General features: G+C 43.8%; 23 protein-coding genes. 3 read left to right on the top strand and 20 right to left on the bottom strand.

Going from position 1 to position 24602, the window contains the following annotated elements:
* Nucleotides 1-420: 420 nt before the first annotated feature.
* Both ACTQ45_RS05340 and ACTQ45_RS05335 read right to left on the bottom strand, forming a co-directional pair.
* Nucleotides 421-1410: an aromatic acid exporter family protein gene (locus ACTQ45_RS05340; protein WP_441763136.1), complete on the bottom strand. Its 990-nt coding sequence runs from the start codon at nucleotides 1408-1410 to the stop codon at nucleotides 421-423.
* Nucleotides 1410-2330, bottom strand: coding sequence for an NRDE family protein (locus ACTQ45_RS05335; RefSeq protein WP_441751395.1), 921 nt, complete (start codon nucleotides 2328-2330; stop codon nucleotides 1410-1412). The genes ACTQ45_RS05340 and ACTQ45_RS05335 overlap by 1 nt, the downstream gene beginning before the upstream one ends.
* A 221-nt stretch (nucleotides 2331-2551) precedes the next feature.
* On the opposite strand from ACTQ45_RS05335, the gene ACTQ45_RS05330 reads away from it, so the two are divergent.
* Complete coding sequence (locus tag ACTQ45_RS05330) at nucleotides 2552-3475, top strand: acyl-CoA thioesterase (protein ID WP_441763135.1); 924 nt, start codon at nucleotides 2552-2554, stop codon at nucleotides 3473-3475.
* Between the two features lie 774 nt (nucleotides 3476-4249).
* Here the strand turns inward: ACTQ45_RS05330 and ACTQ45_RS05325 are convergent.
* From ACTQ45_RS05325 to ACTQ45_RS05315, 3 genes are all read right to left on the bottom strand, one after another.
* Nucleotides 4250-5230: an NADPH:quinone reductase gene (locus ACTQ45_RS05325; RefSeq protein WP_441751398.1), complete on the bottom strand. Its 981-nt coding sequence runs from the start codon at nucleotides 5228-5230 to the stop codon at nucleotides 4250-4252.
* Between the two features lie 184 nt (nucleotides 5231-5414).
* Nucleotides 5415-5804, bottom strand: coding sequence for a polyphenol oxidase family protein (locus ACTQ45_RS05320; protein ID WP_441763134.1), 390 nt, complete (start codon nucleotides 5802-5804; stop codon nucleotides 5415-5417).
* Between the two features lie 155 nt (nucleotides 5805-5959).
* On the bottom strand, nucleotides 5960-6133 hold the full coding sequence (locus ACTQ45_RS05315; RefSeq protein WP_441763133.1) for a hypothetical protein: 174 nt from the start codon (nucleotides 6131-6133) through the stop codon (nucleotides 5960-5962).
* 303 nt (nucleotides 6134-6436) lie between these two features.
* Here ACTQ45_RS05315 and ACTQ45_RS05310 point away from each other — a divergent pair, with 303 nt between their 5' ends.
* Together ACTQ45_RS05310 and ACTQ45_RS05305 are read left to right on the top strand one after the other, a co-directional pair.
* Nucleotides 6437-7054: an NUDIX hydrolase gene (locus ACTQ45_RS05310; protein WP_441751402.1), complete on the top strand. Its 618-nt coding sequence runs from the start codon at nucleotides 6437-6439 to the stop codon at nucleotides 7052-7054.
* A gap of 62 nt (nucleotides 7055-7116) precedes the next feature.
* A complete protein-coding gene (locus ACTQ45_RS05305) occupies nucleotides 7117-8178 on the top strand; it encodes an AbrB family transcriptional regulator (protein WP_441763132.1) in 1062 nt (353 codons plus the stop codon).
* Nucleotides 8179-8250: 72 nt separating this feature from the next.
* Here ACTQ45_RS05305 and epsC read toward each other — a convergent pair whose 3' ends face one another.
* The 15 genes from epsC to ACTQ45_RS05230 form a co-directional block, all read right to left on the bottom strand.
* Complete coding sequence (gene epsC, locus ACTQ45_RS05300) at nucleotides 8251-8829, bottom strand: serine O-acetyltransferase EpsC (RefSeq protein ID WP_441751404.1); 579 nt, start codon at nucleotides 8827-8829, stop codon at nucleotides 8251-8253.
* Nucleotides 8816-9733 (bottom strand): cysteine synthase A, encoded by a 918-nt coding sequence (gene cysK, locus ACTQ45_RS05295; protein WP_441763131.1) that lies wholly within the window; start codon nucleotides 9731-9733, stop codon nucleotides 8816-8818. The genes epsC and cysK overlap by 14 nt, the downstream gene beginning before the upstream one ends.
* Before the next feature lie 204 nt (nucleotides 9734-9937).
* Nucleotides 9938-11932, bottom strand: coding sequence for a heavy metal translocating P-type ATPase (locus ACTQ45_RS05290; RefSeq protein ID WP_441763130.1), 1995 nt, complete (start codon nucleotides 11930-11932; stop codon nucleotides 9938-9940).
* 432 nt (nucleotides 11933-12364) lie between these two features.
* Nucleotides 12365-12628: a type B 50S ribosomal protein L31 gene (locus tag ACTQ45_RS05285; RefSeq protein ID WP_441751410.1), complete on the bottom strand. Its 264-nt coding sequence runs from the start codon at nucleotides 12626-12628 to the stop codon at nucleotides 12365-12367.
* A 122-nt stretch (nucleotides 12629-12750) separates the two neighbouring features.
* A complete protein-coding gene (locus tag ACTQ45_RS05280) occupies nucleotides 12751-15219 on the bottom strand; it encodes a zinc-ribbon domain-containing protein (RefSeq protein ID WP_441763129.1) in 2469 nt (822 codons plus the stop codon).
* Between the two features lie 35 nt (nucleotides 15220-15254).
* On the bottom strand, nucleotides 15255-15734 hold the full coding sequence (ybaK, locus tag ACTQ45_RS05275; RefSeq protein WP_441763128.1) for a Cys-tRNA(Pro) deacylase: 480 nt from the start codon (nucleotides 15732-15734) through the stop codon (nucleotides 15255-15257).
* Nucleotides 15735-16348: 614 nt separating this feature from the next.
* Nucleotides 16349-17614 (bottom strand): transcription termination factor Rho, encoded by a 1266-nt coding sequence (rho, locus tag ACTQ45_RS05270; RefSeq protein WP_441751416.1) that lies wholly within the window; start codon nucleotides 17612-17614, stop codon nucleotides 16349-16351.
* Nucleotides 17615-17644: 30 nt separating this feature from the next.
* Nucleotides 17645-18916 (bottom strand): UDP-N-acetylglucosamine 1-carboxyvinyltransferase, encoded by a 1272-nt coding sequence (locus tag ACTQ45_RS05265; RefSeq protein ID WP_441751418.1) that lies wholly within the window; start codon nucleotides 18914-18916, stop codon nucleotides 17645-17647.
* A gap of 33 nt (nucleotides 18917-18949) precedes the next feature.
* Nucleotides 18950-19777 (bottom strand): hypothetical protein, encoded by an 828-nt coding sequence (locus tag ACTQ45_RS05260; RefSeq protein WP_441763127.1) that lies wholly within the window; start codon nucleotides 19775-19777, stop codon nucleotides 18950-18952.
* A 309-nt stretch (nucleotides 19778-20086) separates the two neighbouring features.
* Nucleotides 20087-21361, bottom strand: coding sequence for an MFS transporter (locus ACTQ45_RS05255; RefSeq protein ID WP_441763126.1), 1275 nt, complete (start codon nucleotides 21359-21361; stop codon nucleotides 20087-20089).
* Between the two features lie 97 nt (nucleotides 21362-21458).
* Nucleotides 21459-22112, bottom strand: coding sequence for an orotate phosphoribosyltransferase (gene pyrE / locus ACTQ45_RS05250; RefSeq protein WP_441751423.1), 654 nt, complete (start codon nucleotides 22110-22112; stop codon nucleotides 21459-21461).
* Nucleotides 22112-22852, bottom strand: a complete 741-nt coding sequence (gene pyrF, locus ACTQ45_RS05245; protein WP_441763125.1) for an orotidine-5'-phosphate decarboxylase — start codon at nucleotides 22850-22852, stop codon at nucleotides 22112-22114. The genes pyrE and pyrF overlap by 1 nt, the downstream gene beginning before the upstream one ends.
* A 219-nt stretch (nucleotides 22853-23071) precedes the next feature.
* On the bottom strand, nucleotides 23072-23302 hold the full coding sequence (locus ACTQ45_RS05240) for a hypothetical protein (protein ID WP_441763124.1): 231 nt from the start codon (nucleotides 23300-23302) through the stop codon (nucleotides 23072-23074).
* 11 nt (nucleotides 23303-23313) lie between these two features.
* Complete coding sequence (locus ACTQ45_RS05235) at nucleotides 23314-23925, bottom strand: AEC family transporter (protein ID WP_441763123.1); 612 nt, start codon at nucleotides 23923-23925, stop codon at nucleotides 23314-23316.
* 270 nt (nucleotides 23926-24195) lie between these two features.
* Nucleotides 24196-24525: a hypothetical protein gene (locus ACTQ45_RS05230; protein ID WP_441763122.1), complete on the bottom strand. Its 330-nt coding sequence runs from the start codon at nucleotides 24523-24525 to the stop codon at nucleotides 24196-24198.
* Nucleotides 24526-24602 lie beyond the last annotated feature (77 nt).

The raw sequence follows: 24602 nt of genomic DNA, 5'->3' as shown, positions 1-24602 counted from the left end.
ATGAATTTAGAGAGGATTTAGGTGATTTCAGCCCTTTTATGCTCAAGTAGACCATTGATTTTACACGCTATAGGTGATGTTTAGGTTTTAATTGTCCCACTCGGGATTTGACTGGGACAATTAAAACTTTAACGTGACCACTCAGATGGCGAGTGGGACAATTCGAATGAGTTTAGAGGGGAATGACCGAAAAGATAAAGGTGTCACTCCATTGCATTCCGTGACGATTTTATAAAAGCAGTGGTTCATGAACGGGCGCCTAGCAAACACTAGCCCTCCCGCTCTCTGGGTTCGGTAGCTTTTTAGAAGAAAGTATTCCCGTACGAGAAGCTTTTCTGGCGGAGTGCATAAGGCAAGAATGAAAAGACCACACTCTAGGCTTGTTTATCACAAGCTTGAGGGTGGCTTATTTTTGCTCAATTATTTAGGTACAAAGCGGTTTTGGTAGGTGCTTGGGTCCATGTGGACAAAGAAGTCGCGTTTGACTTCTAGAAAGCGTTCGAAGTCGGTTAACATTTGGAACAGTAAGGCGCGAGTTTCAAATTCTTCGCGCGTTGTGGGTAATTGAGAATCGCGGAAAACGCGGTAGAGTTGAGATATGTTGTCCAACAGAGCCGTGCCGGTGTTGAGTTCGTTGAATTCGTCAGCGGTTAGATGGAATAATTGCGACATCATGTTGTTGGATTCAGTCGCCAGGTGCAGGTCTGGTAGGTTAACCGTCATGTGTTGCATGATGTGGACTTGGTCGCGACGCATATTGATGTAATTCAGAAAATAGTCTGAATTTCTAAACAATTGATTATCGTATTCCGTCAAAGCGATTTCTTTCATTTGGTCCAATAAGTGATTCAGCCAACGGCAGCCTTGGTGGATTTCATTAAAATGGTCCGGAGTGTTCGTCAAAGCATCGCCCATCATATGCAGAATGTCACGCATTTGACATTCGATTTCTTCTTTCAACTGTTCGAGCTGCTTGGCGTAAGATGGCATCCATATATGAAAAACGAGCGCCATCAAGGCACCAATTGTCATCAGCATCAGGCCATTCAGTTGCCATTGCCAGGCAATGCTTTCTGCTATCATAAAATGGGTCACGAGGACCGAACATGGCGCAATCCCATCCTGAAGACGAAATTGATAAGCCAAAGGCACATAAAGCCCCAGGTACAAGCTGAAAGCATAAATGTTAAAGCCGACTAGCTTGAAAATCAAGCTCGCAATCGCGAAGGCTAATAAAGTCGATAAAAAGCGCGCAATAGCGGTATTTAAGGACGCTTTACGTGTATCGAGCACACTCAAAATCGCGACAATTCCTGCCGCGAGTGGGTTTTGTAAATTTAACAGCTGCGCTAGTAGGATTGAAGCTAGGGCTGCGAGAACTATTTTGATCGTTCGTTGGACGATACTCACTATTCATTCACCTCATTTGTTACTTGGCCATGCGGTCGCACACTTTGCTCGCTTGGCCCTAATTTAAATTGTTTTTCACTTATTTCGATCATATCTTCTTGATTATAACGCACTTCTTTAGCATGCACCCAACCGTCGCGGTCGACTAAAATCACGGTTGAGCCGACCGTTCCGAAATAATCCCCCTTAATAAATATCGACGAATTATTGCGCGCGACTTCCAGCGGCAACTGTTCAGGAATAATCGTCAAATTGCTGGCCGGGACGCTGTCTTGGAAAATCTCTAACAACTCATCAGGATCCAAGACCTCACGGTGAGTGGTAAAAGTGTCCGTTGTGTCCCCGGATGCAAGCCCACCATCCGCCAAATTCTGGGTTTCCTGTTCGCCACCAATCACACCCATACTCACCGCCATCCCCAGATAACCTGCCAACAAACCAAGCGAACGCATTTCCTTATGCATAGTCAAATCATCATATGTATTGCCGACACTATGTAGGCCATGTGCGTAGCGCTCGACGCAGTCTTCAACATTGGAATAAACCCACAAGCCACCCTCGAGCGAACCGAAAATCAAATGGTAGCCTTCATAACGCTGACGACTAGCACGCAAAACGTCCAAGTAAGCCTCAGCTGAGTGATCCCCCTTTAGAAAATCACTGACCAAACTCCCGCGCGACACCGGTTCATGCGGCTGCCACTCTGTAAAAGGATGATTGGTCAAGGTCGCAAAACGCCCAGCCCGCGTCAAACCTAACCAAGTCCCACCATGATCTAAATCCCGACCTGCCAACACATCTGGCTGATCGTCCCAAAAATGTAGCCCCGCAGTCGGCCGCTCATAACGCTCATCGCGGTTCGCCACCAAAACGAACGGATAACGCTGATGCCCCCCTACCGCAAACGTCACTAAACACATCGCACACACTCCTTCCTCAAACTAATCACCTTAAATTATACACCAAATACCAGCCCAAGACCCCAAACATGATATACTTTACCTATTGGAAAATATTACTATACAGTTTATCAAGAAAAATAAACAGTCCAAAAACCTCAATCGCCACCCAGAGTGAAGGACAAAAAGTATAGTGACCAATTAAATGATAATGAAACTAACACGTCTAGGAGGATTTTTTTATGGCAAGCAATTGGAAACACTTAGTACAGTATTATGAAACAGATCTAGCGGGGATTGTTCACCACTCAAATTACGTCCGCTGGTTTGAAGAAGCCCGTACCTGGATGATGAGCGACATGGGCTACGACTATGCAAAAATGGAAGCCGACGGCGTTTTAGTGCCGGTCTTAGCAATCACAGCTCAATATAAGCGCATGACCCGCTTTGGTGAAACGGTAACTATCGCGGCCAAAGTTGAACAATTCAACGGTGTCACCATGACCCTTTCTTATGAAGTCACTGATGTGGCGACTGGAAAAGTCAAAGCCATCGGTTCAAGCATGCATGCCTTTCTTGATAAAGAAAGCTACCGTCCCATTGCCTTAAAGCGTTCTCTACCAGCAGTTCACGATATCTTCGCAGCTCGTTTTGAAACCGACCAAACAGATGGTAAAGACGGCGACTCAATTAAGAGCACACGCCGTGCGCGTCAAAGCATACCTGAATTTGACTTTACAACGCCTTCATCTGTAAGCACCCTTCATAAGGTTCAAGTCTATGAGACTGACCAAATGGCGATTGTTCATCATTCGAATTTCATTCGCCTGTTTGAAGAAGCACGTACGGAATTGATGGCCCATATCGGTTTCACGGAGAAAGAACAAGCGGAATTGGGTGTCCTAGCAGCCTTAGTGAAATTGAGAGCCGACTATAAAACAATGATTCGCTTTGGTGAATCGGTGACAATTCAAGCTAAAATCAGCGGCGTCGAAGGCAATCAGATTCATATCGCCTACCAAATTCTTGATTTAGTCAGTGGCGAATTGCGCAGTGTCGGACAGACAACGCTACAAGCCATCGATTTAGGCGGCGACCGCAGCTTCAAATTTGCCGACGCCTTACCTGACTTATACGCAAAACTTGAAGCATTGGCGGCCGAGTAAAGTTGATGTGCTCGTGACTTTCGCGAACGGCGATAGCACCGCTCGTGACGTAAGCCTGTGATGTGGACACTCGGATTGAGTTGGCATTCTTCCTATAATCGGTCTTTCCCCACAAAATATAGCTTGATTTAGTGGGGTTTGCTAGAGTTTGTCCCTTTCCACATCATCGCGAATCGAGCCATGATGTGGAACACGCGCCAGGATTCGTGGCTCAAGTCGCCATGATGTGAGTTCAGAATTGGCTGGTCCTCAAAACTAAATTCCCAAGCTTACTTGCTGTTAGTCACAGCCCACCTGAAGATTCAAATGCTTCACGCACCAAATGATTCAGAAGGTGTGCTGGCAAGCCAGCCCGATTTTAAGTCTAGCTGTCTTTATAAAATCGTCGCGAACGCAGAGAGCGACACCTTTGTGTTTTCAATGCGGGCGTCTTTTATCCCAAACAAGAATTAGCTGATTCACCCTGCTTTCCTAAAAAGCATACTAACGTTGTGTCTGCGCGAACAGCGATTGCCCCGCTGGTTACCCAGCACTTCGTCCACAGACATTCAAAACCAAAGGTGTCGTTCGCTTATCGCTCACGACGATTAAAGTTATCGTCAACCCTTATCAAATCGTTTGAAACGCAGTGACGGACGCCTTATAATCGTTCTGCATGAAAATTTTTCCGAGGCGGATTCGAACGACTATCCATTGGCTTGAGCCAGTCACAAGCCAAAAAAAGCTGCAGCCTCGACTCTTCCAAAGAGTTCAAGGCTGCAGCTTGTTGCTTTTCTAAATAAGTTTCAGCACTAACTTACCATTCCCTTTTTTCGTCAAAATTTGTTCATGAGCTTCAGCCGCTTTATCCAGCGGTAGCACATCGCCCACTAATGGTAAAATCTCGCCTTCATCGACCAATCTAGTCAACTCTTTATAAGCTGCAGCCAATTCAGTCGCGTCCAAGTTGATGGAACTCAAACCCAAAATCGTTAAACCTTTAGTCATCGTGTGACGCGGATCGATTTGAATCTTACCACGTGAACCAAGAATGATGATACGAGCTTCTTTGGCCGCAATTTCCATATCAGTCTCCAAGTTCTGGTTGGCTAACATCTCGATTATCACGTCCGGCCCTTGGTCATCAGTCACGGACATAATTTCATCATACTCGCCTTTAGCAACATGAGGCATCGCCACATCTGCACCAAGTGCACGAATCAACTTGCGCCCTTCTTCAGTACTAGCTGTTGCAATCACTTTCGCACCCAATGCCTTAGCAATCTGAATAGCCGTCAGCCCAACTGCGCCACTTCCACCATGAATCAGCACAGTATCGCTTTCTTTAACTTGCGCCCTTAAAACAATCGCCTGATAGGCGGCCAAACCAGGAATCCCCAATGCAGCCCCTTGTTCAAAAGTCAGCTCTTCGCTCAACGGATGAACACAAGTTGCATCTACGACGACTTTTTCAGCATAGGTACCAGTGTTACGTTTGGCCATAAAGCCACCGATATAGACACGGTCCCCTGACTTGAAATGAGTCACGCCTTCGCCAACGGTGTCAATCACTCCTGCTCCATCGAAGCCCGGTGTATAAGGTAACTCTGGAATATAAGCGCCGTAAGTGCCGGTACGTGCATAGGCCTCGTTGGGATTGATCCCTGCAGCATGTATGCTGATACGCACTTCTTGCGGCCCCGGCGTCGGTTCCGCAATCTCTACCAACTTCAAAACCTCAGGTCCACCAAACTCTTTAATTTGTATTGCTTTCATCTTAAATCCACCTTTCCTGATCATCGTTACAGACATCTTACCACTATTGTAACCGATATAACGAAAGGAAGTCGCCTAATTTCGCTAGATAGGTTCACCTTACAGGCCGACTGCGGTTTGCGCACATTACAAGCTTTAGCACCCAACTCACCCCGCGCTAATGCACCCAATAACACAACTAGCTCTATATGATCGTTATCAACGCGTTCAGACCATAGTCCGCTCCTTCTCTCTTAGCAGAATGCAAAGCCGGGTTTTCAAAAGTCGGCTCACGCGACACCTCAATCTGCTCACGTCTCAAGCCATGTGCCAACAACAATACTAAATTGGCATCCGACATACTCAACAAAAACTTCTCCCCATGCGGTTTAAAAAATTGATCGCGCTCTGCAAAGTCCCCAAAAGCCTCATAAACACCTATACCAACTTCATAATTCATCTGATCAATCGACGGCCCTAAATAAACTACCAAATCTTCACGCCGACACTTAAAGTCTGACTCCAGCCGCTCCAATGCATGCGCCGCAATCTCTTGCACCGTCCCGCGCCAACCCGAATGTAAGACAGCCTGCACTTTCTTGACCGGATCAAATAAGACAATTGGCGTACAATCTGCAAATTTAATCTATAAAGCGACAGCCGGGTGATCCGTGATCAAACCATCTGTCTCCGGAAAAATCTTTCCAACCAGAAAATCATCCCCACGCAGACCATCACAATATTCAATAGTCACTCCATGAACCTGCGCGCTTGAATACAAGGCCCCGGCTCAATCTGCATCTGTAACAACACCCGCTCCACATCGCCAGCCAAACGCTCGCCCACCTTCGCATAACGAAAATCAAAGCCCGCCCCCGCAACATAATGTGACAAACCCTTCTGACTCAACTTAATCGAATGCATCTAACCAACCCTCTCCACTGAATACCCTCATCATACTATTAATCAACCCAATTTAAACAAAATAAACCCTTAATCTTCCCAGAGAAAGAAATACACGCCGCTCCGCCTTTTATCCTTTTTTGTCCCCTGTTTAAAGTCTCGTTTTAGTTAAAAGCCCCTCGTCACTTGCACCTAGAAAACAACCGCCTCTTAGACAATGACAGTTGAAAGGACCCACTCTCCAATAAAACACACTTTTAGCACCATAAAAAGAACAGATATCTGATATAATGAGATGGATTATCTTAGAAAGGTTTGAATGGTATGGATCATAACATTAAACACATTATTGAGAACTATCAAGCGCGACCTTACGGAGAACAGCGACACTATTCGGTCTTGTTGCCTTTGATTGACGTCGATGGTGAAACGCACGTCCTTTACGAAGTACGCAGTCATAAGATTTCACAACCAGGCGAAACTTCTTTTCCAGGAGGACGCGTCGAAGAAAACGAAGATTTCGCAACAGCAGCGGTGCGTGAAACGACCGAAGAACTGAATGTTAAAGCAGAAGACATTGAACTCTTTGGCGCCATTGACTATGTGATCAGTGATTGGGCAATTATTTACTGTTACGTCGGCCGCCTCAACGTGAAGCTGGAAGATATTCAATACAACGAAGAAGTCGAACGCGTCTTCACAATTCCGCTCGCCTACTTACTCGAAAACGAACCAAAGTATTATACGATTCGTGTAAAGTCGATGTTTGATGATGAATTCCCTTTCCATTTACTACCCAATGGACCCAACTACCAATTCAAGCATCAAGTGCATAAAACACCCTTCTACAATTTACCGGTAGAAAACTTGTGGGGTTACACCGCCAACCTCACACACCGTTTTTCTCGTATTCTGTTAGATGGAGACTTTACTATAAATTAAACACCAACATCGCGAGTCCAGACTTGTGATGTTTTACTTTGCTAATAAACAGGAGGAAGAAAATGGAAAGTTACTTAATGATGGCCATCACCCTCGCACTCGCGATTCTCGTCGGTCATGGCTTTATGAAAGCCCGCATCCCAGGCGGTCTACTCGTCGGCGTCATGTTAGTCTTTGCGACCATGCAAGTCCTGACCGGCACACTCTGGGCACCACCAGGCACCAAAGAAATCGCCCAAATGATTGCCGGTAGCTTTATCGGCGCGTCCCTGTCAACCGCGGACCTCAAGCGCCTGCCCCGACTGTGGAAAGCCTTCGCGACGATCATTTGCGGCCTAATTATTCTCAATATAACCATCGGCCTCCTACTGACCCAAGTCAGCGAGCTATCGCTCGTGACCGCACTTTTCGCCTCAATTCCCGGCGGCATGGGCACCATCCCAATCATCAGCCAGGACTACGGAGCCGATCCGATTACCGTCACCGTTATGCAATTCATCCGCATGGTGATGGGCATCGGCGTTTTCCCGTCGCTGGTCGTCAAACTCAATCAACATTTCAAAACTGATCAAAGGGCTGACACTCAAAATCAAGAGCCAACACCTCAGTCCACTCTGGCGCGAATAAGACCCATCAACAGCTTGCTTGCCTTAGTGGCCGCTAGCTTGTTCGCATGGGCGGCGAGTCAATTCTTAACTGGACTAAACCTAATGGTGCTGGCCTTAATTGGGATGGCCATCTTAAAGCTAACCATCGGCGTCACCCCCTTGCCAATCGGCTATCGCCGCCTGGCACAAATCCTATCAGGCTGGTATGTTGGTACGACCTTTTACGCCGAACAATTATCAGCCTTGTCCCAACTGGTCGTTCCCATCCTTGTCTTAATCCCAATGTTTCTACTGGGCTGTCTGGTGATTGGCTTTCTGGTTCACAAATTCCAGAAAATGCGTCTGACCGATTCAATGTTAGCTTCAATTCCAGCCGGCGCTTCAGACGTTGTCTTAATTTTAGGCGACTTAAATATCACCAACTCGGATATTGTGGTTTTGCAAGTCTTGCGCGTGATTGTCGTCACCAGCCTCTTTCCACAAATCGCCGTCTTCATCAACCACTGGCTAGTCTAAAAGCACTTGGAGCTTCCATCCACACACATAAAAGCGCACCTTCCACAACAAATGGAAGGTGCGCTTTTGCCTTTAAATCTGATACTCACCAATTCGGTTCCAGTCTTTGTCATGTAGAATGATTCGAGCAGGCACACCCACCGCTGTCGCATAAGGAGGCACGTCATGTAAAACGACCGCTCCCGCCCCTACTTTCGCATGATGGCCCACTGTGATATTCCCTAGCAAGGTGGCATTAGCGCCTATTTCAGCATCATGATGAATACTTGGATGACGCTTTCGACCTTTTTCGCTACCAGTCCCACCTAAAGTGACCCCGTGAAACAACTTCACCCGGTCACCCACGACCGCCGTCTCGCCAATCACCACACCCATGCCATGATCAATAAAAATATCTTGACCTAAACACGCTCCCGGATGAATTTCAATCCCGGTTTCGTGACGCGATGCTTCAGACAGTTTACGCGCCTCGTAGACTTCGCCCACTTGATATAAATGATGGGCTTGATGATGACTCATAACCGCCTTAAAGCCAGGATATAAATCATAAACTTCTTCCCAACTGGACGCTGCAGGATCTTTCTCATAAATATATTGCGCTAATTCATAGGCTTTTTCCTGCAACTCTTTAGGATACCTACGCTTGTCCATCGCCGAAAAACCCTGTCGATAGGTAACGTTCGCCGCTATCTGGTAAAACGACCACGACTTTCTTGCCTTGACCTAATTTTTTAGCCATTCGTAAAGCCACCGCATAGTTGGCACCTGATGAAATTCCCGCTAAAATCCCTTGAGACTTCGCTAATGCTACCGCAGTGGCAATCGCCTCATCGTTAGAAACTGTTTCAATTTTATCGATCACTGATTGATCTAAAATCTCAGGAATAAAGTTGGCACCTAACCCTTGAATTTTATGGGAGCCAGCCTTACCTTCTGTTAATAAAGGCGACCCTTCTGGTTCAACCGCCCACACGAGCGTATCCTTCGACTGCTCTTTCAAGACTTGACCGACACCAGAGACCGTACCACCCGTACCGATTCCAGCTACGAATCCATCGACGTTTGGTAAATCCTCTAAGATCTCACGCGCCGTTGTTTCCACATGAGACACCACATTCGCATCATTCGTGAACTGCCCAAAGACTACAGCACCACGCTCTTTGGCAATCTCCTCACCCTTGTCGCCCGCTAACTTCATACCACCCGAAGCAGGCGTTAACACTAACTCCGCACCGTAAGCTTGAATAATTGTGCGACGCTCCACACTCATCGAATCTGGCATTACAATCACGACATTGATACCTAAAGCCGCACCAACCATCGCCAAACCAACCCCCGTGTTTCCACTCGTCGACTCAACAATCGTGCCACCCTTAGCTACCTCACCACGGTCCAACAAATCTTGGACAATATACTTCACCGGACGGTCTTTAACAGAACCACTCGGATTATTCTTCTCTAATTTCACATACACATCCGCATAAGACTCGTCTAAACCGTTAATCTTAACTAAAGGCGTGTAACCAATCGCATCCACAATATTATTAAAAAGCATGAAAATCCTCCTTCTAAATAGTTAAATTTTAATACAAATTATTATTAGAATGTTATCCTTTAAACACAGAAAAGTCAATCATTCCGCTCAGAAAATAAGACTCAATTTATCATGGCGAAACACGCTAGCCTTCAACCTCACTCGCCTCTTATTTGACACTGTAGATAAGTGCTAGAGAATTATTAGAGCTATTTGGCCTTGGGGTTAATGAAGCAACAAGCGTAGCCCATTCAAGATAACGACCAAGGTGCTGCCTTCATGAATAATCACGCTAAGGGTGATGTCCGCGCGGTTTGTCAGCGTAACAAACACTAAGAAAAGCACGACGGCCATCGAGAAAACCAGATTTTGTCTAATTATTCGATTCATTTTCTTGGCGGTTTGATGGGTTTGAACCAGTTTGTTCAAATCGTTTTTCATCAAGACGATATCAGACACTTCGACGGCGACGTCCGTTCCTTCACCCATCGCGATGCCAACCGCTGCATTGACCAATGCGGGCGCGTCATTAATGCCGTCACCCACCATGGCATTTGTGCCGTAACGTTCTTTCTGCTCGCTGATCAAGCGTGCCTTATCCTCAGGCATCACGTTGGCGATAATTTCCTGGATCCCCAAACTTTGACCAATCGCCTCTGCTGTTTTGGCTGCATCGCCCGTTATCATCGAGGTATGAATGCCCTCGCGATTGAAATACTCAATCGTCGTCTTGGCATAATCCTTGGCCACATCGAGGAAAGATAACACTGCCAGCACTTCTTCGTTGCAAGCAACATAAACAACGGTTTGACCTGCAGCCGCCCATTGGTCATGCTGTTGAGTGATATCGGTCGCAACCGCTTCAAAAGACGACGGTTTGCCGATTCGGTAGTTTTTTCCTTGATAAGTGGTCATCAGCCCTTGTCCCGTTTGATTGTTGACATTTATCAAGTCGATGGTGCTTGCATTAGGAAAACCATTAATTACCGCTTGAGCTAGGGGATGACTCGATTGTTTTTCGAGCGATACAATCAAGTCCGTTAAAAATTGAGTATCGCTAACTTGTGGGCTGAAATAGTGATGAGTCATTTGAGGTTTACCTTGGGTTAAGGTGCCTGTTTTATCAAAGGCAATTGCTTGAATTGTGGCAAACTGAGACAAGTAGGCACTCCCCTTAGAAAGTACGCCTTTTTTGGCTAAGTGGGACGTGGCTGATAATGTGACCGAAACCGTCGCGGCTGCTAAGGCACAAGGCGAAGCAGCTACCAATAGCACCAAGCCTTTATAAATACTTTCTGACCACGTCCAAGCAAGTAATGTCGGACCGGCCAACATCAAAAGGATGACAACAATCAATACTGCATTCACATATTTGGGCTCAAAGCGTTGGATAATGCTCGCGACTTTTGTTTGATTAGTCTGGTTGTGGCTAACGAGCTCGAGAATTTTAGCAAAGACCGTATTCTCATTCGTTTTGGTCACTTCCATTGTAAAGGAACCCGTCCCATTGATTGTGCTAGCATATACTAAATCGCCGACCGTTTTTTCAGCCGGCATGCTTTCACCGTTAATCGCCGATTCGTCAATCGCAGTTGTACCTGAAAGAATGCGTCCATCAATGGGTACTTGGTCGCCATTCAATACACTTAAGCGATCGCCAATCTTTAGTGTGCTAACAACGACTTCTTTTGTTGAACCATCTTCTTTTAACAAGCGTGCCGTCGTTGGATTAAGTTTCATCAATTGGGTAATTTCGCGTTGGCTTTTACCTTCAGCATATTCTTCTAAAAAGTGAGCGCCTGAGAAAATTAAAATCAATAGACACCCTTCCCAATAATTACCTAATAGCGAAGCGCCAATCGCTGCTAAACCCATGAGTATATGAGAATTCGGTGTAAACCAGTTGGCTTTTTTCGTGCGCTCGATTGTTTCTCCAAGCCCTTCTAATACGATCACATGATAACCAGCCGTGATTGACGCTAGCGCGAATAGACTGTTTTGAATCAGCTGTGACTGGTTCGACAGCAAGAGGCCTAAGACAGCAGCCACTAAACCGATAAAATATAGAATAAGTGGTGCTTTACCATGATCGTGAGTATGACTATGCGAATGTGAATGACTGTGTGTATGCTTCTTGTGATGAGAGTTGTGGTTGTGAGCGTCACTGTCTTGAGCATGACGTTGCTGTTGTAGTATAGGTGCTTGAGTATCTTTTTTCATTTACCTTCACTCCTGTTCGTATAATGTAATGAGTACGCTTTACACATGAGCGCCGCATCATGTGTTGAATAAAAAATAAACCCACGCATCATATGCATGTTTAATCATATGATATACTTCTCATGTATATTTGTCAAACGTAATGACTTTCAAGGTAGAATGATAAATGACGGTCACAAAAGATTAATTAACTTCAAAAGAAAACAACACGATCACACGGGTTTGCCTCCTTTGGGGTACTCCCATTTAAAAAGCTCATGCGATAGCTTAGCGTCCAAGCAAATGCTTGGCCTTTACTTCTAGCTTCTACGTACAAATAGATAAAAAAATTGCTAGATTGATTGTCGACCAACTTTTTTTCTATCTCCATACACAAAAAGACTACCTCGAGAGGTAGTCTTCGTGAATGCTTTAAAGCATTTAAGTTTAAAATTAAGCTTCTGCGTTTTTGTCTTGTAGACCGTATTTTTTGTTGAACTTGTCCACACGTCCGTCTGCTTGCGTGAATTTTTGACGGCCAGTATAGAATGGATGCGAATCAGATGATGTTTCAACACGGATTAATGGGTACGAGTTTCCGTCTTCCCATTCTACTGTCTCGTTAGAGTTTCTAGTAGAACCTGTGATGAATTTAAAACCTGTTGATGTATCCATAAAAACAACTGTACGGTATTCTGGATGAATTCCTTGTTTCATTATGTTTACTTCCTTTCTGCCCTAAACTATTTGCTAATTTAGAGTTAATTCATTTGCGTACTCTGCAACACTAGAATAATACCATGACTGTTAGAGAAATGCAAAGGTATTTTGTCGAAATTTTAATTTGCAATATCTTGTACTTCGACAGAGAGAATCGTCAGTTGTCCACCGTTGTCTGCAAGGACATAAACCTTGCTTTGAGCTTGAACGGCGGCTACGCCACCAAGCGTATAATCGAATAATTCTGTTGTTGTTAATACCATTTGTCCGCTATCATTAGGCTCAACGCTGATGATTTCATAGGTGGCAGTATTATAGTAAATACCGTTAGTGACTACCTCGTTTTGAATCCAGCTTGCGGTATTGGCATACCATTCTGATTCATCCCCATATTTAGCCAACATGTCGGGTGCTCTAAAATTAATCGCATCAACGAAATCGTTCTGGAAGATTTGAAGCCAAGTTTCTGCACTTTCAGCAGGTGTACGATTAGCAATCATGTCGGCATTAGCGGCTTCAATCGCTTGTAATTTAGTCAGTAAGTCGCCGTCGTCAGCAAGTGATACGAGCACTTGGCTGTCATCTTCTAAATGAATTTCTTGTTGTGAACTCTCAATGGCTTCACCGAAGTACTCTCCGCGAATGGATACTGTAAAACTTTGACCCACATAACCATTCAACGTAATAATATCAGCCGTATATTCTTGACCATCAATCACAAAACCTGTCGCTGTAAATTCTTGTGGATAGGCTCCCGGTAATGTCGTTAGATCTGCTTGAATACGGTTTTCTACTTCCTTTAGAGAAATAGGTAATGTGCCGTCTGCCATTAAGGAATAATTTAAATCAAGCCCGATTTCGCGCGTTTCATCGTTTTCTGTCAAACGAACTATAATGTAATTTTCACGTGGCTCTAAGATCACGGCATCGCCAGCTGTAATTGGTTGTGCTTGATGTGAAAAGGTTGTTATTGCGATATCGCGGTAATCATTTGGGACAGATAGTGCGACGTTAATCGCATGGACGAAGACTTGGTATTCAGGAAAGAGCCCTAGAAAACTCGGCTCACTATCTACTTCCAATATGAGATGGTTTCCTTGGACTAATTCTGTCGCTTCTGGGTTTTCTGCTAATAAAGTACTTAAATCAACTTGTGCTTGTGCGTAGTTGGCAATCATTTGTTCGACATCGTCACCTGTCCAAGCATGACCATTAGTGCTAGCCGTTAGACTCGCTGCCTTGTCATAATCTTGAGCCACAATCGCTTCGCTATATTCTTGGTAGACTGCATTCGCTGTTTCACCTTTGAAAAAATAGAAATAAGCGAAGACGCCACCTGCGATTAAGAGGACTAACAACAGTAACGTAATGAGCCAACCATAACCACGTTTGCGTTCTTTCCTATGTTTCTTTTTCTTCTTACGTTTGTTTTTAGTTGTTTCTTCCAAAGTTGACTCCGAATTGATGTAAGCTGGAACAAATAAGGCGTCATCAACCGCATCATTTTCTGATGGACTTGTAAAAGTACTCGTTCCTGCTGTCGACTCTGTTTGAGTGTCGATGATTTGATCTTCGTAAGCATATAATTTCTTTTTACATACTTGGCAGAATGAATAGTAATCCGGATTCTGATGGCCACAATGTGGACATTCGATGGTTGAAACGACCGCTGCTAATTCTGCATCCAATTTACGTTGTGCTTCACGCGCACTGGGACCATAGGTTTCTGGTTTTAAATAAACAGGTTCCCGTTTAAACATTGGATTTTCTTCATGTTGTTTAGTCTGTCGTGCTTGTTTTTTATTCGAAGGCTTACAATTTTCAAGTGAGTCGTTCGAGACTGTTGGTTCATCTGCCTCTGTGGTTAATGGGGCTTCGCTTGAACTTGTAGGTTCACTTAGCACCGGTGCTGGTGTAACTAAATCCGTTTCTTGTAAAACAGACTGTTTGTCAGTGACAGAATCCTCTTTAGTCACTTCGTCTTCAAGAAGATCTACTTCCTTTTGAGACGTTCGTCGATTCGCTCGTTCAAAGGGGCGCTCCACTGGTGTGACAGGTTCTGCGGAATGAGCCCTTCCAACACGTTCAACGGGTACCGCTAAACTTTCTGGGTCGACTGGATCGGCATCTTCACTGTGCCAGTCAACGATGTCTGCATCTAAATCGATGTCAGTTTCGATGTTAGCCAACACATCGGCAATAAATACATCGCCTGTATCAGCCAGTCGCGTTGTTTTTGGTGCTGAATCAAGACTTCCAACGAATGCTGGTTCTTCTTGTCTGACCGTTTGGCGAACTTCAGACATTTTCTTATGCTTACTCTGGATTGAGGGTTGGTCCCTCGTTGATGAAACTTGCGTTTCTTCTGTTGAACGCAAACTTACCTTATCCTTCATTCTTAATGTTTTAGGACTTTCATTCGTCAAGTCCGTTTCGACAAACTCTAAATCGTCTAGTGAGGGTCGTTTGTCTTCCTTTGACATGTCATTTTTAGACATAGGCCTCTCGCGTGCAATTAAACCGCCACATTGATGACAGAATTTAGCTTCATCTAAGTTAGCTGCCCCACAGTTTGAACACTTTTTCATCGCTTACTTCACCTCATGTACATAATATATTTGCTTTATTTAAAAATAATATCTGCTATTTTTAAAGGAAGGATATTCTCTAAGATATCAGGCGCCAGTTGGACAGAATAACCTTTTTTGCCAGCGCTAAATAAAATGCTTGAATATTCTAAGGCACTTTCGTCAAGTACCGTTTGAAATTCTTTCTTCATCCCTATTGGCGAACAGCCTCCATGAACATACCCCGTCAGTGGGAATAATTCTTTTTCTTTAATCATGGCCACACTTTTTTCATTTACCGCTTGTGCTGCTTTCTTCAAATCTAATTCAAATTGGACTGGCACCATGAAGACATAGTGCTCCCCTGACTTAGCCTGTGTCACCAATGTTTTGAACATTTGAGTGGGTGAAACACCCATCTTCTCTGCAACATCTGCACCAGAACGAACGTCGTCACCCAAATATTGGTGGATAGTATACGGTATTTTCAGTTGCGTTAATATTCGCATGACATTTGTTTTGGTTACCTTTGCCATTCGACTCACCCTTAACTTTTGTGTTGAGATAAAATCCATAAACTGCACACTTATTATCGGTGCTCATTTGATGGTATGATACAATTCAAAACAATCCCCTTTAATCGTTATTGTTTGAATGTTGTACCTAGATTTTACCATATTGCTGTCTATAATGATAACTCTCTTACGTGTCATTATTAGTATTTTATCATAATTATGGTGATTTGTTATGGTGAGCTTTAATCTTTCCCCGTGACAGGCGCTTAGGACTTGGCCTTTGGGTGTGTAAGTGGAGGCAACTTACTCATTCCCAAGAGCATTCCTATCGAATAAAACCGATTCACCCTTTTATGGCTTTAACGTGTTCACTCCCAGCTTGAGTCGACTCATTTGGCCAGTCGACACGCACAAGCCACACCCCCTATCGCAGTCGAACCAGCTTTCTCACAATACCTCCACCAAAACCGAGCCCTCCCCATACTCCCCAACAAAGACATCATCCGCCCCACACAAAACAAAAAAAGACACGGATATCCAAGATACCCGTGCCCATCACTCTTATTAAATTTCAATTAAGCGCAACACTAAACCAAGCCAAAGCCTTAATTCAAGCTTCGTCTTAGTCAAGTAAATTACTTCATGACAATCTTCTCAAATTGAGTGAAGAAATCATCATTGTTTTTCGTTTTACGTAATAGTTGAATCAATTGCTCGGTGTACTCTAAAGACTCGCCTTGCATCATCTTACGCAAGCGCCATACTTGTTCAAGCTTGTGAGCTTCAATTAATAATTCTTCTTTACGTGTACCAGAACGTTTAATATCAATCGCAGGAAAAATACGTCTTTCAGCCAATTGGCGAGATAAGTGTAATTCCATGTTACCCGTACCCTTGAACTCTTCATAAATGATATCGTCCATCCGACTACCAGTATCAACTAAAGCTGTTGCTAAGATGGTTAACGAACCGCCACCTTCGATATTACGCGCCGCACCAAAGAAACGTTTCGGGAAGTAGAAAGCAGCCGGATCTAAGCCCCCACTTAAAGTACGACCTGAAGGACGAACCACTAAGTTGTAAGCACGAGCCAAACGCGTGATACTATCCATTAAAACGACAACATCACGACCGTCTTCAACAAGACGCATTGCACGCTCAAGCACTAATTCTGAAATACGGATATGATTTTCAGGCTGTTGGTCAAAAGTAGACGATACAACATCTGCCTTCACACTACGTTCAATATCGGTTACCTCTTCGGGACGTTCATCGATTAATAAGACAATCAATTCAACATCTGGATGATTTTCTTTAATACCGTTCGCAATTTCTTTCAAGATGGTTGTTTTACCTGCTTTAGGCGGTGACACAATCAAACCACGTTGACCAAAACCAACAGGCGAAACTACATCGATTAAACGGTTCGAAATCGACTGCTTTTGGTACTCTAATTTAATTTGCTCATTCGGATACAGTGGCGTCAATCCTGGGAAATGATCTCTTTGCTTAGCAGCTTCAGGATCTTTACCATTGACGGTCGAAATTTGCATTAAACCATAATAACGCTCGTTCGCTTTTGGTGGACGCGCTGGACCAGCGACTTTATCTCCATTACGTAAATCAAAACGACGAATCTGTGAGTTAGATATATAAATATCTTCTTGACTCGGCGAATAGTTAATTGGACGTAAATAACCAAATGACTCATCTGAACGAATATCAAGAACACCTTCAACTTGGAAGAATCCTTGCTTTTCTTCTTGTGTTCTCATTACTGCTAAAGCCAATTCTTTCTTACTTAATTGACTATAGTTAGGTATATCGAGTTCACGCGCGTACGCGTATAACTCTTTCACTTCTTTCTCTAACAATGTTTCTAACGAAAAAGCGTCTGCCATGAGATGCCTACTTTCTATACTTTTTTAACTTTATGCTTCTTCTTGGTCATCTTCAATCATGTCGATATCTGCGCCAATTGCACGCAATTTACCAACGATATCTGTATAACCACGTAAGATGTTTTCTACACCTGTGATTGTCGTTTCACCTTCAGCCATTAAACCAGCAATCACAAGGCTGGCGCCTGCTCTTAAGTCACTCGCACGAACCGGTGCTCCTGATAAGTTTGAAGGGCCTTCAACGCGAATAATATCGCCATCCACTCGGATGTTAGCTCCCATACGATTTAATTCTGGAATATGTTTCACTCGTTGAGGATAAATTGTATCCATCACTGTCCCTTTACCAATAGCTTTCACTAATAGTGGCGTAATCGGTTGTTGTAAGTCAGTCGCAAAACCTGGATAAGGTAATGTCTTCAAGCTGACCATTTGTAAGTCATCTGATTTATGGACTAAAATACTGTCCTCACCAATTTCCATCTTCGCGCCCATTTCATCTAATTTCGCAATATAGCTTTCAATATGCTCATAGATGACGTTATTTACACGAACTTCGTCACCCATTGCGACTGCAGCAGTTAAATAAGTGCCCGCTTCAATACGGTCTGGGATTAAAGTATGACTCGTTCCATGTAAGATTTCGACACCTTCAATACGAATCACGCTCGTGCCTGCACCACGAATTTTAGCGCCCATTTTATTTAATAAAGTAACTACATCAATGATTTCTGGTTCGCGAGCTGCGTTTTCAATCGTTGTTTTACCTTCTGCTTTCACCGCTGCAAGAATAGCGTTGATTGTTGCACCAATCGATACAACGTCCATATAAATACGTGTTCCTTGTAAACCGTTAGGTGAACTTAGGCTAATCACGCCAAAATCATCATCAATTTCTGCACCTAAAGAACGGAAGGCTTTAATATGTTGATCAATCGGACGCGGGCCTAAGAAACAGCCTCCTGGTAAACCAATCACACCTTCACCAAACTTAGATAAGGTGGCACCCATAAAATAATAGGACGCACGTAAACTTTGAATCTTGCCTGTTGGCATTGGAATTGATGCAATTTCCGAAGGATCGATTTTCAACGTATTATTTTTAAATTCAGTTTTAACGTTAAAATCGTTTAAAATTTCAAGCAACGAATACACATCTTGGATATCCGGTACACCTTCTAAGATGACTTCTGAATCGGCCATAATAGCAGCTGGAATTAAAGCAACAGCACTATTCTTCGCACCATTAATTGTAATTTCACCTGTTAATGGCTTGCCTCCACGAATGACTAATTTCTTCATACAAACGTAAACTCCTTTAGTATAGTAGATAGTTTAATTTGCCCGAATCTCTTGGATTCTGGCTTTAAATAATTCTTTCAATTGTTCATTTAAATCACTTATAACATCCCATTGCTTTTGATCGTCTAGGCCTGCGATATAGATTAAACGCATTAATAATCCATGTATTTCATCCGCATCCATATTCGATCGTTCTTGCAACCAAGCATCATCTACGAATAGCACTTCATGAGCCACTATGTTTCGCAAGTCTTTCTCAACTTGACGCACTTGAGTCGCTGTCTCTTTAATATCCTCATCTTTGCCATAATCCATCAATAATTTCAAAAGATGACTCGAACTCACATAATGATTGTAATTGAAATGCTTCCCATAATATTTCTGCCAGCTTTTATGCACCTGGTTATGACCACTCTCAATTTCCTCTTGATTCCACTGCAAACCCTTATAAATCAAACGACCATCTGTCGTTTCTTTTGATACTTGTATCATATACTGATCCAAATCGGGTAACGCATGTTTAACCACCACAAGGCGCATAACATCCACCAATATAGGCGTTAAACCACGCAAATAGTCTGCATATTCATATTCTGAAAGATTTAGCATCAAATTTTGCGTATAACTATATACTTTACGCTCAAGAAAAGAAGGGTGTTGTAGAAAATCAAGATGAAGTTTTGGGGCCAATGTTTCGATTGTCTTCAAGTCCACACTAATAATCGCCTGAAGCAATGCTAATGTATCCTGAATTTGGGAGGTGCTCCAATGAGGGTGGTTCGCTAAAAACTCATCCAACGGGATATATTGATAATAATCTAACATATGCGTAATAAGAGCCCCTTGAATCCGAAGCTCCATCGACGAATCAGATGCCTGAACCAAACACAATCACCTCACAATATATTACCCCAGTATTTTAACATACTATCCACCGAACTTACATGAAAAAAAACTAACCTAACCAATTCTTAAAGGCTACGTAACAAAATCCTAAAAGCCAAGACCACTATTAATGGCAAAATAGGGCTAAAAAGTCTCGCTCGATGATTCTATCAGAGCCAGACGCTAAAAAGCAAGCTTTCGGCCTTTGATACTTAGCCACACAAAAACACACGCCACCTTTACAAGGCAACGTGTGTTCATAAGTAAGCTTATCTATAGTAGACTTTAAATTTCTGCCAAGGGAGCTACCGCCACAGAACTGGCTTTGCTGGCACTTTGCCCATGTTTTATATAGCGCGCCTGTTTCAGATTCGGTAAACTCATCATAAATACGAAGCTAATGACATACAGGCTAGCTAGAAAGAGCATCACGGTTGGAACACCTGACGAATCAAGAATCATTCCGATAATTACTGATGAGAAGCCTCCCACGGCACGACCCACATTTAAAATCGTATTGTTCGCGACCGTTCGAACTTCATAAGGATACAAACGAGTAATCATTGCCCCATAGCCGGCAAACATCCCGTTAACGAAGAAGCCTAAGATTGCGCCTCCAATTAATAATTGGGGCCCTGTTTTAGCAAAGGTAAAGCAGTAAACCGATGCAGCAGAACAACAAAGAAAGACGCCGTAAACTAAGCGCGGACCAAAGTGATCAAGTAATTGACCGAAAACTAGCATACCTAAGCACATTCCAAGAATCGTCGTGACCATCCAAGCGCTTGAGCCACTAACACTGACGCCGATATTGGCTTGCATAATCGTCGGTAACCAGTTCATCATGCCAAAGTAACCCGCAATTTGAACAGTCGTCATAACCATTAAAGCAAGCGTTTGATGCATCAAAGCTTTCGTTTTAAACAAGTCAGCGATGCGCCCTTTACTTGTTGATGCTGAATTCGTCGTTTGGCGACCGCTATCTGATACATGAGTGGCATCAACCGCAAAGTGCATCCAGATAACTAAAACAAGTGGTAACAGACCGAACAAGAACAGTCCGCGCCAACCGAATAGTGGGGCGATTAAACCTGCTAGAATCGCTGATGTAATCGAACCAACTTGGCCGACAATCCCATTTAAAGAACTGATACGCCCCATTCTTTCTTGAGGGACAATACCGGCCATAATCGAGATAGCTACACCGTATTCTCCCCCAACACCGATTCCCGCAATAAAGCGCATTAAGTATAGATAGCCTATACTTTCTGTAAAGAAAACTAAACCGGTTGCGACCGAGAAAATAATGACGGTCCATTTAAATACCTTAAATTTATTGTAACGGTCTGCTAAAACCCCGAAAACCACGCCGCCAAATAGCATGCCAAAGTTGGTAATCGTACCGATCCAACCGCCTTGGGCACTGGTTAAATTAAGTTGTGTAATAATCGTCGACATTGAGAACGCTAGAAACATGACGTTTAAATCGTCCATGCCTGAAGCGATAATGGCAGCAACTAGCGCTCTGCGGTCGTTCTTATTCTGTTCATATGTGTTCATTGTATTTTTTCCCCTTAATGGAAGCTCACAGGCTTCCTTTATTAATGGCTATTGAGTTTTCGCAAGTGACTTGAGTACTTTGTTACTATGTGATCGCCTATGATTGAGTAAAGGCTTGTGACCAAGCTTGTGGATCTTGATACCATTGCTCCAACGTTTCTCGGTGGGCTGCTAAGTTTTCGTTTTTGACTGCTTGATTAATTAGAATTTGGTAATCCGTTAAGGTATGTAGCGGATAAGTCGTTTCTTCAAAGGCCACTTTGCCTTTAGCAAGTAAGTAATTGAAGATGGCACACACCCCGAGTACTTCACCGCCGGCTTGTGTGACCATGTCGGCTGCTTGTATCACGCTGCCACCCGTACTGATTAAATCTTCAATCATCACGACTTTTTGACCCGCTTTTAGCTGACCTTCGATGGCATTCTGTTTGCCGTGGGCTTTGGCGCTCGAGCGCACGTAGATCATTGGTTTATTCAGTAAGTAAGCAACAATCGCCGCATGTGGAATGCCGGCTGTGGCTGTGCCTGCAATGACATCGACGTCAGAAAATTCGCTTTGAATTAAATCAGCTAATGCCTGTTCGACTTGTTGACGAGCCGCTGGATAACTGATAATCAGACGATTATCACAATAAATCGGTGTCTTCAAGCCACTTGCCCATGTAAAAGGTTCTGTCGGATTCAAGCTGACTGCACCGATTTCTAGTAAGATATCGGCTATTTCTAAACTGGTTTTAGGTGTGTGTGTCATTAGGCTTCCCCCTTAGTTTTAGCTGCTTGCCAGGCTTGTGTTAGTTGGCGGTAAGTTTCGAGCGGCTTCTGTGCACGCGTGATTGGACGTCCGACTACAATATAGTCGCTTCCGATGGCAGCGGCTTTTTCGGGTGTGGCGATTCGGTATTGGTCATCTTGAGTGACTTCATTACTTGCCAAGCGAATACCCGGAGTGACCGTTAGAAAGTTTTTACCTAACGCTGCTTTGATTTGTGCTGCTTCAAGTGGCGAACAAACGACACCATCCAGACCAGCAGCAGCTGTCGTTTTAGCATATTGGCTGACGCTTTCGTTGAGGCTGACACGGCTCAATTGTTCGTTGAGCACTTGTGCTTCAGTGGTTGACGTTAATTGAGTCACTGCGATCAGTAGCGGTGTTTCAGCTCCTGCTGGGGTACCGGCTACTAAACCTTCTTTGGCCGCTTCTAGCATGCTTGATCCGCCCATTGCATGGACATTAACCATTGAAACGCCTAATTGAGCAAGGATGCTCATGCTGCGCTTGACAGTGTTGGGTATATCGTGCAATTTCAGATCTAAGAAAAGTTTGTGTCCAGCGGCTACCAATTCGCGCACCAATTCAGGACCGTTCATGTAGTACATTTCCATCCCCACTTTTAAATTGAGTGTTTCACCCGTGGGAAATAATGTTAAAAACTCATGCAGCTCGTTGACAGTTGCGAAATCAAGCGCAATAATTGGTAGTTTACTATCCATTTTTATCAAACTCCTTATGCTTAAGATTCATATTTGGCCCATAAAAAAAGATCAGTAACCGTAGTTACTGATCGTGAGTACACAAAGAAAGACACTCAGCCCTATTGTGGGGGCAAAGTTAAACGTGTGATTCTTTCGTGTTTCACGGAACACGATTAAAGAAATTCTATATAAGTTGTTTGTATTTTAGACCTTATCCAGCCCTTTGTCAAGCAAGTATTACGTCAGACCCAATAGATTCACAATGAAAGGGATGGTCACGACCGATAATAAGGTCGAGACAAAGACATAGCGAGCAGCTAGGCCGACGTCCGCCTCATAGAGAATCGCAAAACTGGTAGAAACTGCGGGTCCCGGCATGCCGGCAATCACAATCAGAACACTCAATATAATCGGATTGCTGATAAAGGAAGCGAATATCAGATAGACCATCATCGGGAAAAGCAGCATCTTAATAAAAGCTAAGCCAGAGGCGTTGTCATGGCACCCACTAGACTAAAAAAATCCGCCATTACGATGGGCAATCTCCAATCGAAAACGAAGAAAACAATCACCACAATCGAAGTCAGAAAGCCTGGCGAGAATAGAATTTTTACGAGTGATGGTGGTTTAGCCTCTTGATGGCTGTGTTTGGCCATTGCCCAAGCACCATAAGAAAAAGAAAACAGGTTAGTCGGGATATTCATCAAAGCCGCATAAAACATCGCCCCTTCACCGTACATCGCTAAAATTACCGGTAGACCCATGAAGCCTGTATTGTTGTTGATCAACAAAAACTTGGCGACTCCCAGGGATTTCTGGGGGAATTTAAACCACCTGGTCATTAAGCTCGCGAGGGGAATATACAGTCCGAATAAGAGAAAGGCAATCAACAGGAAGATCATTGCCTCACGCTTAGTTCCTAGTGAACCGGCCGAGTTCACGGTCGATAAAATAAGGGCAGGCGAAGCGATTTGCGTGATCATGACCGATAAGTCCGACTCAGCATGGTCACTAAACAAGGATAACTTAGCCGCAATGAACCCTCCTATCATTACAGCAACTAACAAACTCATTGGTACAATTGCTGACATACGCTCGTCCCCTTTACCATATATTATTCCATATGATACCATATAAATTCGTTTTCATTGCGATATTTTTTTGCGTCTAGCGCTATTCTTTCTTGGGATAGTTTTCACTTGCCTTACTTTTAGGGACGGGCCGCCGGCAGGCACCAAGCGGCTGGGAGTTGAGGCTTTAAGGGCCTTTCAAGTTGAGGGCTGTTGTGCCTCTTTGATTCGTGGAAAACATAAACAGCCAGACGTAACGTCTGGCTGAGTGTGTTAATTTATGTGATTGCGCTAAGCGAATGTTTCTGTTTCGCTAAAGATGAGTCGTTGGGCGTCTGGTTCGGAATAGAAGGTCCATTGGCCTGTTCCAGTTCTGAGTGTTTCTCCGACGGAGACTTTGGCAATGATGTTGTTCAACGCTTCTGCTTCGACTGATATTTCTGCTTCTAGGCCGTCGTTTTTATGGGGGACGAGTTCGATTTCTCGGTCCTCGATGGATAATGTGATGGAATCGTCTGATACTTTAGTGACCTTTGCACCTACAGCTGATTGGGTAGCGAACCAGTCTGAAAGTTCTTGTTTGATCCTCACTGTACTTCTGAACATATTCTTGTTTCTCATTCTATACACCGCTTTCTTCGAAAAACATCTACACCATGTGAATGGTTATGCACATTAAGATTCATTGAAACTACCCT

It is taken from the genome of Fundicoccus sp. Sow4_D5, from assembly GCF_052116365.1.
In the GTDB taxonomy this organism is placed as follows: domain Bacteria; phylum Bacillota; class Bacilli; order Lactobacillales; family Aerococcaceae; genus Fundicoccus.
Note: the sequence above shows the minus strand (reverse complement) of the source record. Positions and strands in the feature narration are given on the sequence as shown.